Annotated in this window: 17 protein-coding genes and 1 riboswitch; of the genes, 12 read left to right on the forward strand and 5 right to left on the reverse strand. The window is 67.8% G+C overall.

Translation table 11 applies throughout. The annotated features are described in order from the left end of the window. Positions 1 to 40: 40 nt before the first annotated feature. On the reverse strand, positions 41 to 343 hold the full coding sequence (locus tag ACWPKK_RS06910; protein ID WP_200198226.1) for an SCP2 sterol-binding domain-containing protein: 303 nt from the start codon (positions 341 to 343) through the stop codon (positions 41 to 43). Positions 344 to 501: 158 nt separating this feature from the next. Here ACWPKK_RS06910 and ACWPKK_RS06915 point away from each other — a divergent pair, with 158 nt between their 5' ends. The 7 genes from ACWPKK_RS06915 (at position 502) to ACWPKK_RS06945 (ending at position 8,381) form a co-directional block, all read left to right on the forward strand. Continuing rightward, positions 502 to 2,250, forward strand: a complete 1,749-nt coding sequence (locus tag ACWPKK_RS06915; RefSeq protein ID WP_452002163.1) for a long-chain-fatty-acid--CoA ligase — start codon at positions 502 to 504, stop codon at positions 2,248 to 2,250. A gap of 114 nt (positions 2,251 to 2,364) precedes the next feature. After that, positions 2,365 to 2,757, forward strand: a complete 393-nt coding sequence (locus ACWPKK_RS06920; protein WP_111066436.1) for a MerR family transcriptional regulator — start codon at positions 2,365 to 2,367, stop codon at positions 2,755 to 2,757. Between the two features lie 115 nt (positions 2,758 to 2,872). Then, complete coding sequence (locus ACWPKK_RS06925) at positions 2,873 to 3,400, forward strand: thioesterase family protein (protein ID WP_452002167.1); 528 nt, start codon at positions 2,873 to 2,875, stop codon at positions 3,398 to 3,400. A 39-nt stretch (positions 3,401 to 3,439) separates the two neighbouring features. Next, on the forward strand, positions 3,440 to 4,189 hold the full coding sequence (locus tag ACWPKK_RS06930; RefSeq protein ID WP_452002169.1) for an electron transfer flavoprotein subunit beta/FixA family protein: 750 nt from the start codon (positions 3,440 to 3,442) through the stop codon (positions 4,187 to 4,189). A gap of 189 nt (positions 4,190 to 4,378) precedes the next feature. Next, positions 4,379 to 5,305 carry an electron transfer flavoprotein subunit alpha/FixB family protein gene (locus ACWPKK_RS06935; protein ID WP_452002171.1) on the forward strand — a complete coding sequence of 309 codons (927 nt, stop codon included), beginning with the start codon at positions 4,379 to 4,381 and terminating at the stop codon, positions 5,303 to 5,305. Between the two features lie 107 nt (positions 5,306 to 5,412). Further along, positions 5,413 to 6,300 (forward strand): VOC family protein, encoded by an 888-nt coding sequence (locus ACWPKK_RS06940; RefSeq protein WP_452002174.1) that lies wholly within the window; start codon positions 5,413 to 5,415, stop codon positions 6,298 to 6,300. 215 nt (positions 6,301 to 6,515) lie between these two features. Then, the gene (locus ACWPKK_RS06945; RefSeq protein ID WP_452002175.1) at positions 6,516 to 8,381 is read left to right on the forward strand and encodes a PAS domain-containing sensor histidine kinase; all 1,866 of its coding nucleotides are present in this window, start codon (positions 6,516 to 6,518) and stop codon (positions 8,379 to 8,381) included. 15 nt (positions 8,382 to 8,396) lie between these two features. Here the strand turns inward: ACWPKK_RS06945 and ACWPKK_RS06950 are convergent, their stop codons facing one another. Next, entirely contained in the window at positions 8,397 to 10,871 is a 2,475-nt protein-coding gene (locus ACWPKK_RS06950; protein WP_452002178.1) for a hybrid sensor histidine kinase/response regulator, read from the reverse strand. 277 nt (positions 10,872 to 11,148) lie between these two features. On the opposite strand from ACWPKK_RS06950, the gene murJ reads away from it, so the two are divergent. Further along, positions 11,149 to 12,723 (forward strand): murein biosynthesis integral membrane protein MurJ, encoded by a 1,575-nt coding sequence (gene murJ / locus ACWPKK_RS06955; protein WP_452002181.1) that lies wholly within the window; start codon positions 11,149 to 11,151, stop codon positions 12,721 to 12,723. A gap of 64 nt (positions 12,724 to 12,787) precedes the next feature. Here the strand turns inward: murJ and ACWPKK_RS06960 are convergent, their stop codons facing one another. After that, a complete protein-coding gene (locus ACWPKK_RS06960) occupies positions 12,788 to 13,609 on the reverse strand; it encodes an AraC family transcriptional regulator (protein ID WP_452002184.1) in 822 nt (273 codons plus the stop codon). A 209-nt stretch (positions 13,610 to 13,818) separates the two neighbouring features. After that, positions 13,819 to 13,898, forward strand: a riboswitch (SAM riboswitch). 79 nt (positions 13,899 to 13,977) lie between these two features. On the opposite strand from ACWPKK_RS06960, the gene metZ reads away from it, so the two are divergent. Next, entirely contained in the window at positions 13,978 to 15,186 is a 1,209-nt protein-coding gene (gene metZ, locus ACWPKK_RS06965; RefSeq protein WP_452002187.1) for an O-succinylhomoserine sulfhydrylase, read from the forward strand. An 85-nt stretch (positions 15,187 to 15,271) separates the two neighbouring features. Next, positions 15,272 to 15,787: a phasin family protein gene (locus ACWPKK_RS06970; protein ID WP_452002189.1), complete on the forward strand. Its 516-nt coding sequence runs from the start codon at positions 15,272 to 15,274 to the stop codon at positions 15,785 to 15,787. Between the two features lie 18 nt (positions 15,788 to 15,805). Here ACWPKK_RS06970 and ACWPKK_RS06975 read toward each other — a convergent pair whose 3' ends face one another. Further along, entirely contained in the window at positions 15,806 to 16,762 is a 957-nt protein-coding gene (locus ACWPKK_RS06975) for a cation diffusion facilitator family transporter (RefSeq protein ID WP_452002191.1), read from the reverse strand. 167 nt (positions 16,763 to 16,929) lie between these two features. Here ACWPKK_RS06975 and ACWPKK_RS06980 point away from each other — a divergent pair, with 167 nt between their 5' ends. Beyond that, on the forward strand, positions 16,930 to 17,349 hold the full coding sequence (locus ACWPKK_RS06980; protein WP_014247921.1) for an OsmC family protein: 420 nt from the start codon (positions 16,930 to 16,932) through the stop codon (positions 17,347 to 17,349). Positions 17,350 to 17,447: 98 nt separating this feature from the next. Beyond that, on the forward strand, positions 17,448 to 19,526 hold the full coding sequence (locus tag ACWPKK_RS06985) for a YjbH domain-containing protein (RefSeq protein ID WP_452002193.1): 2,079 nt from the start codon (positions 17,448 to 17,450) through the stop codon (positions 19,524 to 19,526). A gap of 2 nt (positions 19,527 to 19,528) precedes the next feature. On the opposite strand, the gene ACWPKK_RS06990 is transcribed toward ACWPKK_RS06985, so the two are convergent. Further along, positions 19,529 to 19,906, reverse strand: a complete 378-nt coding sequence (locus ACWPKK_RS06990; protein WP_452002196.1) for a hypothetical protein — start codon at positions 19,904 to 19,906, stop codon at positions 19,529 to 19,531. Positions 19,907 to 20,071 lie beyond the last annotated feature (165 nt).

A 20,071-nucleotide genomic window follows, 5' to 3' on the forward strand; every position in this document is an offset into this window, starting at 1 on the left:
TTCCTCCCGGTTCAGTGCGGTCGGCGGCTCTTGCGGCCGCTCAGTCGTCCAGCAGCTGCGCCAGCTTCATCGCGACGCCCATCGATCCCTCGACCTTCAGCTTGCCCATGGTGAAGGCCAGCATCGGGTTAAGCTTGCCGTTGATCAGCTTCTGCAGGTTTTCCGGCGTGATGCGAATGGTGCAGTCGGCTTCGGCATCCTCGCGGCTGATGCTGATCGGATTGGCGCGGCCATCGACCCGGATCACCTCGCCCTCCTTGCCCAGCAGGAAACGGACCGAGGCATTGAGCGAGCGCAGATCGCCGCTGCGGCTGCGCAGTTCCTGCAGAATGTCGTCGACCATGAAAGCGTGCCCTCAGGATTGTTCGTAGGACTGGCCTTGACAGTAGGCGCGCATTACGTTTACGTCAACGTCATAACGAAAGCGTTTCAGACGCCCGCCGCCTTTCGATCCCGGCTGTCAGGTGATCCGGAACGCGCCACCGCCGAGGGGAGCGAAACATGCCCGAGCCGCTTGCGCAGAGCGCCCACCCGACCACCACCGCCGCCGCATCCGACACCGCTACCGACTCCGCCAAGCCCTGGCTGGCGCATTATCCAAAGGGAATCGCCTGGGACCAGGACTTCGCGCCGATGCCGCTGCACATGCTGTTCGAGCAAGCGGCCGGACGCTATGCCGACCGCCCATGCCTCGACTTCCTGGGCCGCCGCTACACCTACGCCGAGGTGCTGGATCTGGTGAACCGCGCCGCCCGCGGCTTCCAGGATCTGGGCGTCGGGCCGGGGGTGCGGGTGGGTCTGTGCCTGCCCAACTGCCCGACCTACGTCATCTCCTACTTCGCGGTGATGAAGGCCGGCGGCACCGTGGTCAACTACAACCCGCTCTATGTCGAGCGCGAGTTGGAGCACCAGATCACCGACTCGCAGACCGAGATCATGGTGACGCTGGACCTCAAGCAGATCTATCCGCGGGTCGCGGCGATGCTGGGCCGCACGCCGCTGAAGCGGATCGTCGTCTGCCGCATGCCCACCATCCTGCCGGCGGTGAAAAGCGCGCTGTTCCGCGTGCTGAAGCGCAGCGAGATCGCCGCGGTGCCGCGCGACGACCGCCACCTCGATTTCGACAGCCTGCTGGTCAATGACGGCACGCTGCGCCCGGTGCGCATCGACGGGCTGCGCGACGTCGCCGTGCTGCAATACACCGGCGGCACCACAGGCGTGCCCAAGGGTGCGATGCTGACCCACCACAACCTGCTGTCGAACGCCCGGCAGGTGCAGGCATGGTTCCCCACGGTGGCGCTGGGACAGGAGCGCATGCTTGCGGTGCTGCCCTTCTTCCATGTCTTCGCGATGACCGTGGTGCTGAACATGGGCTTGGCCTGCGGGGCCGAGTTGATCATGCTGCCGCGCTTCGAGACGGAGCAGGTGCTGAAGACCATCGCGAAGCGCAAGCCGACCCTCGTCCCCGGGGTGCCCACCATGTACAAGGCGCTGCTGGGCCACCCGCAGGTCGCCCGCTATCCGATGACCTCGATCCGCTACTGCATCTCCGGCGGCGCGCCGCTGCCGATGGAGTTGAAGCGCCAGTTCGAGACGGCGACCGGCTGCGTCCTGATCGAGGGCTACGGGCTGTCGGAAGCCTCCCCCGTCTGCGCAGCCAACCCGCTGAACGGCGTCAACAAGGAGGGCTCGATCGGCCTGCCACTGCCCGGCATCACCATCGAGATCCGCGACCTCGAAGACCCGGCCCGCAAGCTCGGCATCGGCGAGAAGGGGCAGGTGGCGATCGCCGGGCCCAACGTCATGGCCGGATACTGGGGCCGGGCGGAGGAAAGCGACCGCACCGTGGTCGACGGCTTCCTGCTGACCGGCGACGTCGGGACGATGGACGAGGACGGATACGTCTTCCTGCTCGACCGGCTGAAGGATCTCATCATCTGCAGCGGCTACAACGTCTATCCGCGCATGATCGAGGAGGCGATCTACCAGCATCCCGACGTGGTCGCCGCCTGCGTCATCGGCCTGCCCGACGATTACCGCGGCCAGACGCCGAAGGCCTTCGTGCAGTTGAAGCCGGGTGCCACCCTGACCGCGGAGGCCCTGCGCGACTTCCTGCGCGACAAGATCTCCCGCATCGAGATGCCGACCGCCATCGAGTTCCGCGAGGAGCTGCCCAAGACCGCCGTCGGCAAGCTGTCGAAGAAGGAACTGATCGCCGAGGCGCAGCAGGCTCTATCGAACAGAGGATGACCCGAAGTCACCATCCTGACCCGGACGTAAAGGGAAGCCTTATCACGCGACGGCAGCTGTGCTACCAAACGGCAGGCGCATTGTGCCGGACACGAACAAAAGGTCTTCCCAGGGATGGAACAGCTCTACACGGTCAACCAGCTTGCGGAAGAGCTGGGCATCACGCCGCGGGCTCTGCGCTTCTACGAGGTCAAGGGATTGCTGGCGCCCAACCGTGTCGGCAACAACCGGGTCTATACGAAGCGCGACCGCGCCCGGCTGAAGCTGATCCTGCGCGGCAAGCGCCTGGGCTTCTCGCTGGCGGAGATCCGCGAATATCTCGACCTCTACAACGTCAATGGCGGGGTGGAGCAGCAGAAGAACCTGTTGAAGCGCGTGCAGAAGCGGCTGAAGGACCTCGCCCAGCAGCGCGAGGATCTGGAGGCCACCGTGCAGGAGCTGCACGACATCGAGGTGCAGGTCACCAACACCCTGGCGGAGCTGAAGGCCGCCGCGAAGGACAGCTGACCAGCCGGGCGCCCGACGCGCTCCGGTCGGCCCTGACGAGGGATCGGAGCATGAAGGGACAAGCTCGGCCACAGGCGGCAGTCGCCCCCCACCCGGGTGATGCGGGAGAGCGGTCATGAACCTGATCTTCCGACTGCTGGCGGTTGCCGCCGCCGCCATCCTTGCCGCTTGGCGCGGTCGCCGCGCCGGGCTGTTGGAGCCGTCGACGCTGCGGTTCCGGGTCTGGCCGACCGACCTGGACATAAATCTGCACATGACCAACGCGCGCTATTTCAGCGTGATGGATCTGGGGCGGACCGATCTGATGATCCGCGTCGGGTTGGGACCGGCGATCCTGCGCAACCGTTGGCAGCCGGTGCTGGGCGGGGCCACCATCCGCTACCGCCGCTCGCTGCGGCCGTTCCAGCGCTTCACGCTGGTCAGCCGGGTGCTGTGCTGGGACGACAAGTACATCTTCATCGAACACCGCATGGAAACGCGGGGCGGGCTGGCCGCGCTGGCCGTCGTCCAGGGTGCCTTCGTCGGTGCCGGGAGCGTCATTCCGCCGGCGAAGGTGCTGGCGGAACTGGGCACCACCGCCGCCTCCCCGCCGGTCCCCGATGCGGTCGCCGCCTTGCGCGGACAGAGCCTGTCCGCCGCCTGAGTCGAAACAAGAACACCATCCGAGAGGAGACACGCCATCATGAAGGTGCTGGTGCCCGTGAAGCGGGTCGTCGACTACAACGTGAAGGTCCGCGTCAAGGCGGATGGCAGCGGCGTCGAGACCGCCAACGTGAAGATGAGCATGAACCCCTTCGACGAGATCGCCGTCGAAGAGGCGGTGCGCCTGAAGGAAGCCGGCAAGGCGACCGAGATCGTCGTCGTCTCCATCGGCCCGACCCAGGCGCAGGAAACGCTGCGCACTGCTCTCGCCATGGGTGCCGACCGCGCCATCCTAGTGCAGACCGACGTGACGACCGAACCGCTGGCCGTCGCCAAGGTCCTCAAGGCGCTGGTCGAGAAGGAGGCGCCGGGGATGGTGATCCTCGGCAAGCAGGCGATCGACGACGACTGCAACCAGACCGGCCAGATGCTCGCCGCCCTGCTCGGCTGGGGCCAGGGCACCTTCGCCTCGAAGGTCGTGGCCGGTGACGGCACGGTCGCGGTCACCCGCGAGATCGACGGCGGTTTGGAGACGGTGGAGCTGAAGCTGCCGGCGGTGGTCACGGCCGACCTGCGCCTCAACGAACCGCGCTATGCCAGCCTGCCGAACATCATGAAGGCGAAGAAGAAGCCGCTGGAGACGGTCACCCCGGACGCCCTAGGTGTCGATGTGACGCCGCGGCTGAAGACGGTGAATGTTGCCGAGCCGGCCAAGCGTCAGGCCGGCATCAAGGTGCCGGACGTCGCCGCACTGGTCGAAAAGCTGAAGAACGAGGCGCGGGTGATCTGAGCGCCTGTCCGGTGCCCCCACCCTAACCCTCCCCCGCTCCGCGGGAGAGGGAACTCCGCCGCTTCGCGATTCGGTTCACGCCGACGAGCATCCTACCCCCTCTCCCGCGAAGCGGGGGAAGGGATGGGGAGGGGGCAATCCGCAGTCCGCAGCCGACACCTCACCACCCGCCAACCAAGGACCCGCCCTATGCCCATCCTGATCCTCGCCGACCACGACAACGCCAGCCTCAAGCCTGCCACCGCCCATGCGGTGACCGCCGCTGCCAAGCTCGGCGGCGACATCCACCTCCTGGTCGCCGGCCGCAACGCCGCCCCCGCCGCGGAGCAGGCCGCGAAGCTGGCCGGCGTCGCCAAGGTGCTGCTCGCCGACGATGCCGCTTACGAGCACGCGCTGGCCGAGCCGGTCGCGGCGCTGCTGGTCTCGCTCGCCCCGGCCTACAGCCACGTCCTCGCCGCCGCCACCTCGGTGGGCAAGAACGTGCTGCCGCGCGTCGCGGCATTGCTCGACGTGGCGATGATCTCCGACGTCACCGCCGTGGTCTCTTCGGATACGTTCGAGCGGCCGATCTATGCCGGCAACGCCATCGCCACCGTGCAGTCGGCCGATGCGGTGAAGGTCGTCACCGTCCGCACCACCGCCTTCGAGGCCGCCGCCGCCACCGGCAGCGCTACGGTCGAGAGCGTCGCTACCGTGGCAGACCCCGCCCTGTCGAGCTTCGTCTCGGCCGAGCTGTCGAAGTCGGAACGTCCGGAGCTGACCTCGGCCCGCATCGTGATCTCCGGCGGGCGCGGCATGCAGTCGGGCGACAACTTCCACCTGCTGGAGGCGATCGCCGACAAGCTGGGTGCCGCGGTGGGCGCCAGCCGGGCCGCGGTCGATGCCGGCTTCGTGCCCAACGACTATCAGGTCGGCCAGACCGGCAAGATCGTGGCGCCGGATCTCTATGTCGCCGTCGGCATCTCCGGTGCGATCCAGCATCTGGCCGGCATGAAGGACAGCAAGGTGATCGTCGCCATCAACAAGGACGAGGAGGCGCCGATCTTCCAGGTCGCCGACTACGGCCTCGTCGCCGACCTGTTCAAGGCCCTGCCGGAACTGCAGCAGGCGCTGTGACCTCCACCCTCTCCCGCCTCCGCAGCGGGAGAGGGCAATCCTGCTTGCCGCGGCGTGCCGGCTGTTCTATCGCTGGCGGCACAACAACCCGACAGCGGCAGGACGCCATGAGCATCGACGGCATCACCGGACTGGACCATCTGGTCATCGCAACCCGCGACCTCGACGCCGCGCGCGATGCGTACAGCCGGCTCGGCTTCACGGTGACGCCGCGCGGGCACCACACGCAGCTGAAATCCGCCAACCACACCATCCTGTTCCCGACCGGCACCTATCTGGAACTTCTGGGCATCGAGGAACAGCGTCCCGCCAACGCCCATTACGCCGCCTTCCTGCGCCAGCGCGAGGGCATCGCCGCCATTGCGCTGAAGACTCCGGATGCCCGCGCCGCCGCCAGACCGCTGGCCGCTGCCGGCTTCCCCGCACCGGAGTCCGTCGATTTCAGCCGGCCCGTGGAGCTGCCGGAGGGCACGCGCGACGCCAGCTTCACCATCACCCAGATCGATCCCGCAGCCACGCCGGCCGGCCGTGTCTTCCTGTGCCAGCATCACACGCCGGACCTCGTCTGGCGCCCCGACCAGCTTGAGCATGCCAACAGCGCCATCGGACTGGAAGCGCTGGTCATCGCCGCCGCCGATCCCGACGCGGTGGCCACGACCTATGCCAGGCTGCTGGGGGGCACCGTCACCGACCGCGGGGCGGCCCGCGTGGTGGAACCCGGCCAACCCGGCGACGGGCAGGTCCCGGTGATGGTCGCCACGCCGGACCGGCTGCATTGGGCCTGGACGGCCGATCCTGCCTTCGCCACTCCCCTTCCCTTCTTCGCCGGATTCGTCGTGCGCGTCGCCGACCCGGTCAAAACCCAGCAGGCCTTGCAGAAGAGCAAGGTGCCGACCGTGGTTGGCGGTGGCGTGATGCGGGTGAACTCGCCCGGCGCCTGCGGTGCGATGATCGCATTCGCGCAGGATTTCGACCTCGACGCCCTGATTCCCTGAGTTCCCGAACCTGGGGTCGCTCCATCCGGTCCATATCGATACCGATATCGGCTAGCGACAATTCGCGTCGAATTGGTCATAGGACTGGCAAAATTGCTTGTGTAGTGTCCGGCGACAGTGGCGCCCACGGACGGGCGCCAGCTGTGGAGATGGACATGATGGCAGGGGGCGGGACCAGGGATGCGGCGGGGGCTCCGGGGGCGGAGAACCACCCGATGCCGAATCCTCTGTTCGACGTCCTGCCCGTTCCCGCCCTGATGCGCGGCGACGATGGCCAGCTGTGCGGCAACCGCTGTTTCCTTGCCCGCTACGGAAGCGCGGACGCCATGCCGGCCGATCTGGCCGATGCCCGCCCCGGTACTGTGCAGGAGGTTTCCACCGGCATCGGTTCGGGCGAGCCGCGCGACCTGCTGATCCGCGTCGGCGGCCCTCCCTGGATCGCGACGGTGGAGGACGTTACCGACCAGCGCCGTACCGCCCGCAGCCTGGATTTGGCGACCGAAAAGCTCGAAGAGGCGTATCACACCGCCAAACTCGGCTATTGGGAATACGGCATCCGATCGGGCGAGCTGATGCTGACCGACGCCGCCCTTGCCGTTCTGGGCCATGGCCGCGACCGCTTCGACCAAGGCTTCGATGCCCTGCTGGGAATCCTGCATCCGGACGACCGGCCACGCTTCGGCAACATGCTGGAAAGCGTCGTCGACAACCCCAAGCGGGTCTATGTCGAGTATCGCGTCCATGACGGCGACGGGCGGGTCCGCTACGTCTCCTCCTCCTGCGCGCCGCGGCTGGATACGGATGGGCGGCTGACCCACGTCTTCGGCGTGATGATGGACAGCACCGAACGGGCCGAGGCGGCGGCACAGCTGGAGGCCGCGAAACAGCGGCTGGAGGAGGCATACCGCACCGGCCATCTCGGCTACTGGGAGTACGGCATTCACAGCGGCACGCTGGTCTGGAACCGCGAGGCCTTCGGCATCTATGGCCAGGACCCGGAACGGTTCGAGCCGACCTTCGACCGCCTGCTGGATATCCTCCACCCCGACGACCGCCTGTCCTTCGGCAACATGCTGGAGAGCGTGATCGGCAACTCCAAGCGCGTCTATGTCGAATACCGCGTGATCGATCCGGCGGGAGAGGTTCGCTACGTCTCCTCCTCCTGTGCGCCCCGCTTCGACCTGGATGGACGTCTGACCCACCTGTTCGGCGTGATGCTCGACACCACGGAACGGGCACGCGCCGCGGATGCGCTGCGCGCCGCCAAGGACCGGGTGGAACAGGCTTATCGTGACTTGCAGGACGCCCAGGACAGCCTGGTGCAGACCGAGAAGATGGCCTCACTCGGCCAGCTGGTCGCCGGGGTGGCGCATGAGGTGAATGGGCCGGTCGGCGTGGCGCTGACCACCGCCTCGCACCTGCTGAGCCGGGCGGAGGACGTGAAACGCCAGTTCGCCGCCAACGCGCTGACCCGCTCGGCCCTGGCCGGATTCCTGGAAGTGGCGCAGGAGGCGGGGCAATTGCTGGTCGGCAACACCGAGCGGATCGCATCGCTGGTCCACATGTTCAAGCAGGTGGCCGCCGACCAGACCGGCGACGAGCGCCGCACCTTCTACCTGCGCGAATACACCGAGGATGTGCTGCTGAGCCTGCACACGCAGATCGGTTCGTCCGGCCACCGGGTGGAGCTGATCTGTCCCGAAGCGCTGCAGTTGGAGAGTTTCCCAGGCGCCTTCGCCCGCGTGCTGACCCATCTGGTGCGCAACGCGCTGATGCATGCCTTCCGACCGGAACAGAGCGGCCGAATCGTCATCGACATCCACGCCGACGGCGACGGCGACGACTGGATCGAGGTGGTGCACAGCGACGACGGACAGGGCATCCTCGAGGCCGACCTGCCGCGGATCTTCGACCCCTTCTTCACCACTGCACGCCATGCCGGCTGCGTCGGGCTGGGGTTGCACATTGCCTACAATCTGGCGACCCAGACGCTGGGGGGGCAGTTGAGTGCCGGGAACACGGCCAATGGAGGCGCCGTCTTCATCCTGCGGGTGCCGCGGCGGGCGCCGGACCTCGTTTGAGAGATCAAGCTTCGCCTACGCCACCGTCTGGCGTTCGCGCAGCAGCGGCTCCAGCGCCTCGGCGACGGCACGGCGCAGGTCGGCGGCGATCACCGGCTTGTGCATGACGCGGAAATTGCCGGCCTCCGCCTCCTGGGCGCGGGCGGGCGCGGTATCGCCGGTGACCAGGATGCCCGGCAGGATGCGGCCGAGGGCAAGCCGCACCTCGCGGATCGCTTCGGTCCCGGTGCGGCCGTCGCGCAGGCGGTAATCGGCGACGATCAGGTCGGGGGGCGGTCCGCGATGGGCGAGATCCAGCGCCTCGGCGCAGGATTCGGCCGCCAGCACCGTGTAGCCCCATTCGGCCAGCATGGCGCGCAGTCCCTCGCGCACGATTCCGTCATCCTCGATCACCAGCACCGTGGTCGCAAAGGCCGGACGCGGCGCCGAAGCTGGGGAAAGCGCCTTGGCGGGGAGCGGCGCGGCCAGCGGCACTTCGACCGAGAAGACGGAGCCCTGGCCGGGCATGGAGCGGACCGTCACCGAATGGCCGAGCATGACCGACAGCCGCCGCACCACCGCCAGCCCGAGGCCGAGACCCTGGTCGCGGTTGCGGCTGGCATTGCCGACCTGCACGAACTCCTGGAAGATGTCGTCCTGCTGGTCGACCGGGATGCCGATGCCGGTGTCCCACACCTCGATCCGCAAGTTCCCGCCGCGGCGGCGGCAGCCGATCAGGATGCGCCCCCTGTCGGTGTAGCGCAGCGCGTTCTCCACCAGGTTCTGCAGGATGCGCCCCAGCAGCATCGGGTCGCTGCGCACATGGGCGCGGCAGGGCACGATGTGCAGGATCAGCCCCTTTTGGACGGCGACGGACCGGCTGTTGGCGGCCACACGGTCCATCACCTCGGACAGGGCGAACACCTCCACCTCCGGCACCACGGCGCCGGCCTCCAGCCGGGAAACGTCGAGCAGACCGTCCAGCAGCATCTTCAGCGCGCCGAGCGCCCGCTCCATGGTGCCCAGAACGTTGCGCGTCATCCCATCGGTGACGCGGCCGGACAGCACCTCCATCAGCAGCATCAGCGACTGAACGGGCTGGCGCAGGTCGTGGCTGGCGGCGGCGAGGAATTTCGACTTGGCGACATTGGCGCGATCGGCCTCCCGACGGGCATCGGCCATCGCCGCCTGGGCGCGCTTGTGCTCGGAGATGTCGCGGACGGTCGCGATCAGGCTGACCAGCCGGTTGTCGTGGTCGCGCACCGGCGAGGCGCTCAATTCCAGGCAGCGGGGATCCTCCGGACCGTCGCCTGCCCGCGCCAGTTCCACCCGCGCGTCGCGGCCGACGACGATGGCGTCGCGCAACGGCTGCAGAGCCGCCCGGTCGTTCGTGGCCCGCTCCAGCGCCGTGAGGGCGCCGCTGCCCATCAGGCCCGACATCGGCGTGCCAAGCAGCTTTTCCAGCGCCGGGTTGACATAGACGATCGGCATGCCGGGCTGGGTCGCGTCGGCGATCATGATGCCGTCGTTGCTCCAGGCCAGCGCACGGTTGCGGACGCGCAGGGCCCGGTCGGTGTGGCGCCGCCATTGCAGTTCGACGATGAAGGCGATGATGAACAGCAGGATCACCACCGTGGTGGCGACCGCCCAGCCGATATAAAGGCGGGCATTGTCACGCCAGGGACCGAAAACCGTTTCCACCGATTCGCCGACGATCGCGATGACCGGATAGTCCGGGGCCGACCGGAAGGCCAGGATGCGCTCCACCCCGTCGACCGGGCTGACCATGCGAAGGTGGCCGATGGGGTTCTGTTTCACCGCCTGCCAGAGTTCGGAGCTGGCGGTGCCGCGGCCGGACATGGAATTGGAACTGACATTGCGGGCGATGATGACGCCGTCCGTGCGCAGCAGCGCCGCTGCGCCATCAGGGGGAAGCCCCAGCACCCGATAGTAGCGGACGAAGGATTCGACCGGAATGTCGGCCACCGCAATGCCGGCGAAGGTGCCGTCGCCATTCTCCAACCGGCGCGAAACGGGGATCAGGACATCCTGCGTTTCCGACGACGCATAGGGCATGCCGATCACCAGCCCGCGCGGCGCGCTGTCGCGGGCGATGCGGAATTCGTCACGGTCGGCGACGCTGCCCTGGAAGGTCGCCCGTCCGCCGCCCATGGTCAGCAACCCGGCCGAATCATAGACGCGCACACCCACCACCAGCCCTTCCTCGAAGGCGCGGCGGGTGTCCAGGCGCATGGCCCGGTTGCGTTCCGTATTGGCGATCAGATCCAGCAGAAGGTCGTCGACCCGGCGGAAGGTGGAGATCGCATGCTCCTCCACCAGCCGGGCGACGACGGCGGTCTTTTCATGGACCGTCAGGTCCAGCAGCCGCTCCTCCCGCTCCAGCCGGTCGAGCAGAATCCACCACAGGGCGGCGATCGCCAGCACGACCGCCAAGGCGGGCAGGACCAATCGCCCGCCGAAACCGGAGAAAAGCCAGAGCGCCCGCTTCACGTATACCCCGAACGCAGTGGATCGTCCGCCGGCCGCGTCCATCGGCGAAAGGCGGACGGCGGCGGCAGGCGGACGCAAGCATGCCGCAACGCAGGTGTGGACGCAACGGCGTTACCGGGAAGGTGGCAGCGCAACGAAGTTGCTCCACCCATGCGACCCGGCCGTGACGACGGCTCACCTCGAACGCTCCGGCTATGCACCCCAGCGCACCGGCCCGTCGGTCACCCCGCCGAAATGCCGGCTTTGCGACGCTCCGGCCGACCGCTATACCGCTTGAATGAGCTTTGCCCGTGCTATCGCCACCGTCGGCGGACTGACCCTGCTGAGCCGGCTGGCCGGCTTCGCACGCGACATTTTGACCGCTGCCGTCCTGGGCGCCGGCCCGGTGGCCGACGCCTTCTTCGTCGCGCTGAAACTGCCCAACCTGTTCCGCCGCCTGTTCGCGGAAGGCGCCTTCGGCGTCGCCTTCATCCCGCTGTTCGCCGCGGAACTGCAGACCCGCGGCCGGGCCGCCGCCGTGCGCTTCGCGGAAGAATCGCTGGCGATGCTGCTGGCGGTGCTGCTGCCGTTCACCCTGGCGGCCGTCGTCGCGATGCCCTGGCTGATGCATGGCCTAGCCCCCGGCTTCTCCGACGAGCCCGCCAAGTTCGCCCTGGCGGTGGACATGGCGCGGCTGACCTTTCCCTATCTGGCGCTGATCTCGCTGGTGGCGCTGCTGGGCGGCGTGCTGAACGCGCTGGACCGCTTCGGTCCCTTCGCCGCCGCACCCATCGCCTTCAACCTGACCCTGGTCGCGGCCCTGCTGGTCGCCCCGCAGCTGGGGTTGGAGCCGGGCATTGCCATGGCGGGGGCGGTCACCCTGTCCGGAGCGGTGCAGATCGGATGGATGGCCTGGGCCTGCCGCAATGCCGGCGTGACGCTTCGCCTGCGGCGGCCCCGGATGACCGACGGCATGCGGCGGCTGTTCCGGCTGATCGGGCCGGGGGCCATCGGGGCCGGCGTCATGCAGATCAACCTGTTCCTGAACATCGTGCTCGCCTCGCTGCTGCCCTCGGGCGCCGTGTCGTTCCTTTACTATGCCGACCGGCTGAACCAGATGCCGCTGGGCGTCATCGGCATCGCCATCGGCACCGCCCTTCTCCCGGTGCTGGCACGCCATGTCGCGGCCGGGAACGAGCGGATGGTCCGCCATTACCTGAGCCGTGCGCTGGAATTCAGCCTGCTGCTCGGCCTTCCCGCCGCGGTCGCGCTCGGCGTGGCGGGGGCGCCGATGGTGTCCGTCCTGTTCCAGCGCGGCGCCTTCGGCCCGGACGAGGCCCAGGCCACCGCCATGGCGCTCGCCGCCTATGCCATCGGCATCCCGGCCTATGTGATCGTCAAGTCGCTGAACGCCGCCTTCTTCGCCCGCCACGACACGGTGACGCCGGTGCGCGTCGCCGTCATCGTGACCGTTGCGACCGCCCTGCTGGCACTGCTGCTGATGCCGTGGCTGGGCCATGTCGGCATCGCGCTGTCCACCGGGCTGACGGCCTGGCTGGATGTCGGGTTGCTGGTGGTGGCGATGCGCAAGGGCGGGCTGTTCGACCTGGATGACCGGTTGAAGCGCCGCGCGCCCCGAATCGCCATGGCCGCCGCCGGCATGGGGGCGGCGCTGCTGGTGGGCGGGCGTGTGCTGGACCCCTGGCTGGCGGCACCCTCCACCGCCTTACGGTTCACCGCACTGGCATTGCTGGTATCCTGCGGTGCCGCCGCCTTCGGAGCACTGGCGGTTCTGCTGGGCGGGGCCAAAGTGGCTGATGTGAAGGGAATGCTGTCGAAAACGGCGCAACCAGCCGCAGAGCAGATCGGGTGAGACAGCAATTGACGGAAGCAACGCCACTTCCGTTCCTCGCTGGCCGATCCCGGATGCGCGTTCTTTACTTCAGCGGCAGGTAGACGTCGGTCAGCAGATCATGCTCCGGCGTTTCTCCGGCGAAATTCAGGTAGTGGAAGTAGACCGGGAAGTCGCGAAGCTCTTCGCCGCTTTCCGGAAGCCAATGGACATAGAGGAACCTCACGACCTCGCCGATCTGTTCGTGCGCTCCCCGGTGCCTGACGACGGCGCAGCGGCCACCGGGGATGTGCTTCTTCACCACTCCCTGCGGATTTTCCGGCACCTCTCCATCAATCTCCCCGCAGATGTCGAACCGGAACTCGGCCGGTACGGTCGTTTCGGGATTGTCGAACGCAACGCCGAAGGTCCGGCACCGCTCGCGTGGCGACAGTCCACTGGCCTTGCGCCAGTCGATGAAGATGCGAGCCGAGTCATTCACGTCTTCGATCGGGCCACGATGACGGTAGGCAGCCACCACGACGGGCGAGAACTCGACGACGGAGACATCCATGGTCCTGGTCCCCTTCCTTTTGATGTGACGATAGCGGTCGTGCCACTGCCGCCATTCCGGAGTTTTCCTGAACTCGGACGGCGTCTGGCCGAACGCATTCCTGAAGGCGCGAGAGAAGGATTCCGGCGTTTCGAACCCGGCGTCCAAAGCGATGTCGATGACCTTGTCGGCCGGATAGAAGGCCAGCCGGAACGACGCCCGCTTCAACCGTGCCAGTTGGATGTACTTCCCGACGCTGATCTCGAAATGAGCCGAGAAAAGACGATGGAAGTGAAATTTCGAGAGACAGGCAACATCGCTCAACCTGTCGAGCGAAAGGTCGCCTCCCAGATTCCGATCGATGTAGTCGAACAATCGGGAAAACCTCTGGTCATACTCTTGCCTGCTCATCGTCGGTCCGGCTTGCACAGCTGTTGGCGGGAACCATAAGCCGGGGGACCCGCAGCCGTCCTGGCACATCTTGCTGAATATCGACCGACAATTCGGGTCGACGGAATGGATGGATTCTGATGTCGAGAATGCGGCGCTCCCCCACTTGACGGCGGTCATAGGCGGTCGTACAAGCGAACCTACGTGGTGATTTGGTCGACCGGCTTGCGGGCCACGTAAAACAACCCGCTAAAAAGGTCCGAGCCGCGTCCGCGCCTCGACCCGATCGGTCGGGGCTTTTTTGTTTGCGGCCGGCTTCGCCCCACCGGCGATCATCAGGGGAGAGTGGCGGAATGTCGCGCACCGATCATCGCAATCCGAACGTTTCGGGCCTGCGCCCGCGGTCCAAGCTGGTCCACGGCGGCATCCGCCGCTCGCAGTTCGACGAGACCTGCGAGGCGCTGTACCAGACCTCCGGCTTCGTCTACGGCTCGGCCGAGGAGGCGGAGAACGCCTTCGCCAACGATGGCTCGCGCCACGTCTATTCGCGCTTCCGCAACCCGACCTCGGCGATGTTCGAGGACCGGCTGGCCGAATATGAGGGGGCGGAGTGGGCCTATGCCACGTCCAGCGGCATGGCGGCGGTGCATGGCGCGCTGATGAGCGGGCTGCGGACGGGTGACCGGGTGGTGGCGCCGCGGGCGCTCTTCATTTCCTGCTATTGGGTCCTCAAGGAGCTGTGCAGCCGCTTCGGCATCGAAACGGTGTTCGTCGACGGCACCAATCTGGCGGAGTGGGAAGAGGCGCTGTCCAAGCCGACCAAGGCGGTCTTCCTGGAAACCCCGTCGAACCCCGGCCTGGAGGTCGTCGACCTGGAGGCGGTCTGCAAACTGGCCCACAAGGCCGGCGCGGTGGTCGTCGCCGACAACGCCTTCGCGACGCCGGTGCTGCAGCGCCCGTTCGACTTCGGCGCCGATGTCGTCATCTATTCGGCGACCAAGCACATCGACGGCCAGGGCCGCTGCCTGGGCGGCGTCATCCTGGCCAAGGACGGGAAATACGCATCGGAAGTGATCCACCCCTTCCTGCGAAACACCGGCCCGACCATTTCCCCTTTCAATTCCTGGCTGCTGCTGAAGGGCATGGAGACGCTGGAGCTGCGTGTGCACGCCCAGTCGGCGGCGGCGCTGCAGGTGGCGGAGTTCATGGAAAGCCACCCGAAGGTCGCCCAGGTGCTCTATCCGCTGCTGCCCAGCCACCCGCAATATGATCTGGTGCGCAAGCAGATGACCGGCGGCGGCAACATGCTGTCGGTCTTCCTGAAGGGCGGCAAGACCGAGGCGTTCAATGCCCTGAACGGCCTGCGGATGGTGATGATCTCCAACAATCTCGGCGATTCGAAGAGCCTGATCACCCACCCCGCCACCACCACCCATTCCAAGTTGACCGACGAGGAAAAGGTCGCCGCCCGGATCGAACCCGGCCTGCTGCGCCTGTCCGTTGGTCTCGAAGACCCGCAGGACATCATCGAAGATCTCGACCGCGCGCTCGCCGAGGCGTAAAGATCGTGCCGGAACTTATGCTGCAGTGCAGCGTTGAAGCCGCAGTCAGGTTCCGGCAACGATTTTTTTGAGAGAGGCGACGCCCATGGCACGAGAAAACGCCGGCAACGGCCATCCCACCGACCGACTCATGGCGGTGGCGGGCCAGCTGACCAAGACCGGCCTTCGCAGCAGTGAAATGGGCGTTGCGGCTGCGCAGACCATCGGCTACCGAACGGCCATGATGGCGGCGGCAATGTCGAACCCCATCGACTTCGCCAATCCGGAATTCATCCGCATGGGCTCCGAAAAGGTCGAGGCGGCGGTGGAGGCTTTCCACGCCGTCGCCACCGGCATCAGCGAGTTCGGGCAAGCCTGGTTCACCATGGTGACGAAGCAGACCCAGGCGGCTGCCGTCACCATCGGCGGCCTTGCCGCGTGCAAGAATCCGGTTGAGATCGTCGACGTCCAGCAGCGCCTGCTGGCGGACGCGGTCGATGCCGGCATCCATGCCAACCTGCGCCTGATCGAGGCGACGGCCGCGCTGGCCGCCGCAGGCATGAACCCCGCCTATCGCAAGGTGCGGGCGAACGCCCGCCGCCTCGCCCGGGAGCAGGCCTGAGCGAGCCGGCTTCCGGGATCAGACCACATCCACCGGAGCAAGGCGGCAGCAGCTGCCGTCATGTTCCACCTGGATGGTGGCGTGGCCGATGCCGAAGCGGTCCTTCAGCACCGACGAGATTTCCAGCAGCAGCGCGTCGTCCTGGTTCATGCCGGGACGGACGAGATGGGCGGTCAGCGCGGTTTCCGTCGTGCTGATCGGCCAGATATGCAGGTCATGCACCGCGGCAACGCCCGGCAGCGCGGCCAGATAGCGCTCAACCTCCGCATGGTCGATGCCGTCGGGCACCGCATTCATCGCCAGCCGCACCGAATCGCGCAGCAATCCCCAGGTGCCGGCGACGATCACCAGCGCGATCACGATGCTGGTCACCGGGTCCAGCCAGAACCAGCCGGTGAAGCGGATGGCCAGCGCCGCCAGCACCACGCCGACGGACACCGCCGCATCCGCCACCATGTGGAGGTAGGCGCCGCGCAGGTTGATGTCCTGCTTCTGTCCACCCATGAACAGCCAGGCGGTCCAGCCGTTGATGACGATGCCGACCACCGCCACCACCATCACCGTGGTCTCCGCCACTGCTTCCGGCTGCACCAGCCGGGTCGCCGCCTCCAGCAGGATGGCGCCGACGGCGATCAGCAAGATCATCGCGTTCAGCAGCGACGCCAGGATCGAGGCGTTCCCGAAGCCGTAGGTGTAGCGCCCCTTCGGCAGCCGTCGCCCCAGCCACGCCGCCCCCCAGGCCAGCAACAGCCCCATCACGTCGCTGAGGTTATGTCCGGCATCGGCCAGCAGCGCGGTGGAGTTGGCGAGCAGGCCATAGACCGCCTCCACCACCACGAAGCCGATGTTCAGCAGCGCACCCAGGGCGAAGGAGCGGTCGTAGCGGGCAGGACCGTGATGATGGTCGGCATGGGTATGACTGCCGTGAGCATGACCGCCATGGGAATGGCCGCCGTGGGTGTGTCCATGCGGCATGATGGAAAGCCTCGTCGTTAGGTGCATTGCAGCACACGCAACCATGGGCCCACCGTCTCGGGAGGGCAAGAGCCGCGCACCGATGGTCCGCCCCCTCTTGCGCCGATCCGCCGCGGCGCCTAGCTTCGCGCGGTCACTCACACCAACCGTGAACGAAGGAACTGGTCATGAAGGCGCGCGTCACCTGGGTGGACGGCAAGATGTTCGTCGGCGAATCCGGCAGCGGCCATGCCGTGGTGATGGATGGTGCGCCCGAATCCGGCGGGCGCAACGCCGGCATCCGCCCGATGGAAATGCTGCTGATCGGCATGGGCGGCTGCACCTGTTTCGATATCGTGATGATCCTGGAGAAGGGCCGCCAGCAGATCACCGACTGCGTCGCCGCCATCGAGGCCGAGCGGGCGGAGACCGACCCGAAGGTCTTCACCAAGATCCACGTCCACTTCACGGTGACCGGGCGCAAGCTGGATCCTGCCAAGGTGGAGCGCGCCATCGCGCTGTCGGCGGAAAAATACTGCTCCGCCTCGATCATGCTGGGCCAGACCGCGACCATCACCCACGACTTCGAGGTGGTCGAGGCGCCGTAAGGACGCTCTGCGGCGGCCACAGAAGCCTTTTTCAGTTGCATCCATACGCATGAACAGCGAAGGATCGGGCGACACCTCCGCCCCTTCGCGATCATCGCGTGCGCATCTTCGCCATCTTCATCCTTGCTGCGGCCTTCCCTGCCCTTGCCGACGACACGCGATCCAGCCTGTCCGACTGGGGCGGGGTCGGGCTTTTGCAGATGCCGACCGCGCGGATGGCGCCCGACGGGTCGTTGAGCGGCGGGCTTACGGCACTCGGCGACCTGCACCGTCACTATGCCATCTCTGCGCAGCCGCTGCCCTGGCTGGAGGTCACGGCGCGCAACAGCGCCTATCCCGGCTATTACGGCCTCAGCGAACCCGGCCTCGACCTCAAGCTTCGCCTGCGGCGGGAGGACGAGCGCGGGCCGGCGCTGGTCGTCGGTGGGCGGGACGTCACCGGGTCCGGGCTCGACCTGCCGGGCAAGGGGCGCTTTGCCGGCGAGTACATCGCCCTGTCGCGCCGCTGGTGGGATGTGGACCTCACGGTCGGTATGGGATGGGGAACGCTGGGCGAGGCCGGGCACCTGCGCAATCCACTGCGCTTCCTGGGCGGCCGGTTCCGCCGCGACCGCGACCCGTCGGCATGGCCGACCAGCCGTGGACCGGGGGCATGGTTCAGCGGTGAGCGGGTGGCTCTGTTCGGCGGAGCGGAATGGCACATGCCGGCCGTGGGGCCGCTAGAGGGGCTGAGCCTGAAGCTGGAGTCGTCCGGCGATCGCTTCCGGGCGCAGCGGCAGGACGAGCCCGGCTTCGATCCCGGCAGCCGCTACAGCCTCGGCCTGTCCTGGCGCCCGGCATCCTGGGCCGATCTGGGTGCCGCCTACGAGCAAGGACGGCGGCTGATGCTGCGCCTGTCCGTCCGCTTCGACCCGGCGGTGGATGCCGACCGCTTCGAACGCCCTCCTCCGGCGGTCGGGCCACGGCCATCGGAAGGGGCTGGGCTGTCGGCGGAGGCCATCGCGCTGGTCGCCCGCAGCCGCGGCCTGCCCGCCCGATCGGTCCACATCGACGGCGAGGTGGCGACCCTCTGGCTCGACCCGGCCGGCGGCGGGCGGCTGCCGCTGGCCCGCGAGGTGGGTGACGCCGCACGGCTGCTCGCCGACCTTGCCCCGCCACAGGTTGAGAGGCTGCGCGTGGTCACCGGTGCGGCCGGACTGGCGTCCGCCGCCACGACCCTGCTGCGCCGCGATCTGGAGCGGGCGGCCGGTCACCGCGGCAGTCCCGAGGAGATTTGGCGCACGACCGTCATAGAGCCGTCCGCCGGCCCATCGCCCGACTGGCGCCCGCGGCTCGACCTGTCGACCCGTCTGGTCGCGACCTTCGATCTGGCGGAGCTCGGCACCACGCTCGCCCAGCGCACCCACACCGATGTGATGCTGCGCGGCGAGCCCGCACGCGGGCTGGTGCTGGGCGGTAGCCTGCGCATCGACGCCGGCAGTAACCTCGACCTGCTGGACACCAACGCCCTGCCGGCGGCCCATCCCGTGCGCAGCGACCTGCCGCGCTATGTGGAGCGCCCGCTGTCGCTCGACCATGCCTATGCGGCGTGGCTCGCCAACCCGGTGGACGGGCTGACCACCCGGCTGTCGCTGGGCCATTTGGAAGAGATGTATGGCGGCATCGGGGCGGAGGCGCTGTACCAGCCGCTGGCCGCCCGCTGGGCCATCGGCTTCGACCTCAACCAGGTCTGGAAGCGGCGGCCGGACAGCCTGTTCGGCATCGACCGCGGCGATGCGCGCGGCACCGGCCATGCCAGCCTGTACTGGGAGGCGAGTGGGGCGGGCACCACCACGGCGTTGCGGCTTGGGCGCTATCTGGGCGGCGACTGGGGCGGAACGGTGGAGGTAATGCGCCGCTTCGACGGCGGCATCGGCGTGACCGCCCACGCCACTTGGACCGAGGGGCCGGACGGCGCCCAGAGCCGCTTCGGCGGACGGATGGACTGGGGGCTGGCCTTGGTGGTGCCGATCGGGGCATCGGGCTGGATGCCGGTCGGCGGCACCGTCGAGACGGCGGTGCGCACACTCGGGCGCGATGCGGGACAGCGCCTGCAGCAGCCGCTGCCGCTCTACGACCTGCGGGTGCCGGGAGGCTACGGCCGCCTCGCCGGCACATGGTCCCGCCTGTTGAACTGAGGTCAGCGGACAGACGCACCGGTGGGCGTCGTGGTCGCGGCATGCGGGTCGAGGACCACGGTCGTCCATTGACCCTGCCGGTCCATCGCGCTGGCGACGTAGCGGTCGCCGTCCTTGCGGAAATCACGCACCGATACATAGCCGGCGGCGCTGAGCTGGTTCAGCAGCGTGGTCTGCTGCAACTCGACCGGCTTCTGGCCGGGAACACGGCGGGCAGCCATGTCGGACGACGCCCCGCCGGAGCCTCCCAGCCCGGTCGACATCGAGCGGTCGGCGCCCGTGCTGCCGGAATAGGTGCTTGAATAGGTATATTGCGCCATCGCGGCCGGAGCCGCCGCGAGCGTGACGGCGAAGGCCGCCAGCCAGAGCTTGGTCTTCATCTTTCCCTCTCCTGCGGATGGTCGCCGCGACCGGACCGCGGCGTCGCCGGAGGTCGAACCGCCGGCCGTCAGGGAAAGGAAACGCCGGAGATCGCCGGTTGTTGCATAAATGCCAGACCTCCATGGTCCGAGCATGCGCGGATACTCCGGCCGATACAGGGGCCG

The sequence above is a fragment of the Azospirillum largimobile genome, from assembly GCF_977007025.2.

Excerpts from the sequence above, each read along its gene's own strand:
- ACWPKK_RS06990 (WP_452002196.1), bottom strand. The coding sequence starts at position 19,906 with ATGAAGACCAAGCTCTGGCTGGCGGCCTTCGCCGTCACGCTCGCGGCG.
- metZ (WP_452002187.1), top strand. The coding sequence starts at position 13,978 with ATGTCGCGCACCGATCATCGCAATCCGAACGTTTCGGGCCTGCGCCCG.
- ACWPKK_RS06975 (WP_452002191.1), bottom strand. The coding sequence starts at position 16,762 with ATGCCGCATGGACACACCCACGGCGGCCATTCCCATGGCGGTCATGCT.
- ACWPKK_RS06930 (WP_452002169.1), top strand. The coding sequence starts at position 3,440 with ATGAAGGTGCTGGTGCCCGTGAAGCGGGTCGTCGACTACAACGTGAAG.
- ACWPKK_RS06935 (WP_452002171.1), top strand. The coding sequence starts at position 4,379 with ATGCCCATCCTGATCCTCGCCGACCACGACAACGCCAGCCTCAAGCCT.
- murJ (WP_452002181.1), top strand. The coding sequence starts at position 11,149 with ATGAGCTTTGCCCGTGCTATCGCCACCGTCGGCGGACTGACCCTGCTG.
- ACWPKK_RS06925 (WP_452002167.1), top strand. The coding sequence starts at position 2,873 with ATGAACCTGATCTTCCGACTGCTGGCGGTTGCCGCCGCCGCCATCCTT.
- ACWPKK_RS06980 (WP_014247921.1), top strand. The coding sequence starts at position 16,930 with ATGAAGGCGCGCGTCACCTGGGTGGACGGCAAGATGTTCGTCGGCGAA.
- ACWPKK_RS06940 (WP_452002174.1), top strand. The coding sequence starts at position 5,413 with ATGAGCATCGACGGCATCACCGGACTGGACCATCTGGTCATCGCAACC.
- ACWPKK_RS06915 (WP_452002163.1), top strand. The coding sequence starts at position 502 with ATGCCCGAGCCGCTTGCGCAGAGCGCCCACCCGACCACCACCGCCGCC.
- ACWPKK_RS06920 (WP_111066436.1), top strand. The coding sequence starts at position 2,365 with ATGGAACAGCTCTACACGGTCAACCAGCTTGCGGAAGAGCTGGGCATC.
- ACWPKK_RS06910 (WP_200198226.1), bottom strand. The coding sequence starts at position 343 with ATGGTCGACGACATTCTGCAGGAACTGCGCAGCCGCAGCGGCGATCTG.
- ACWPKK_RS06970 (WP_452002189.1), top strand. The coding sequence starts at position 15,272 with ATGGCACGAGAAAACGCCGGCAACGGCCATCCCACCGACCGACTCATG.
- ACWPKK_RS06945 (WP_452002175.1), top strand. The coding sequence starts at position 6,516 with ATGCCGAATCCTCTGTTCGACGTCCTGCCCGTTCCCGCCCTGATGCGC.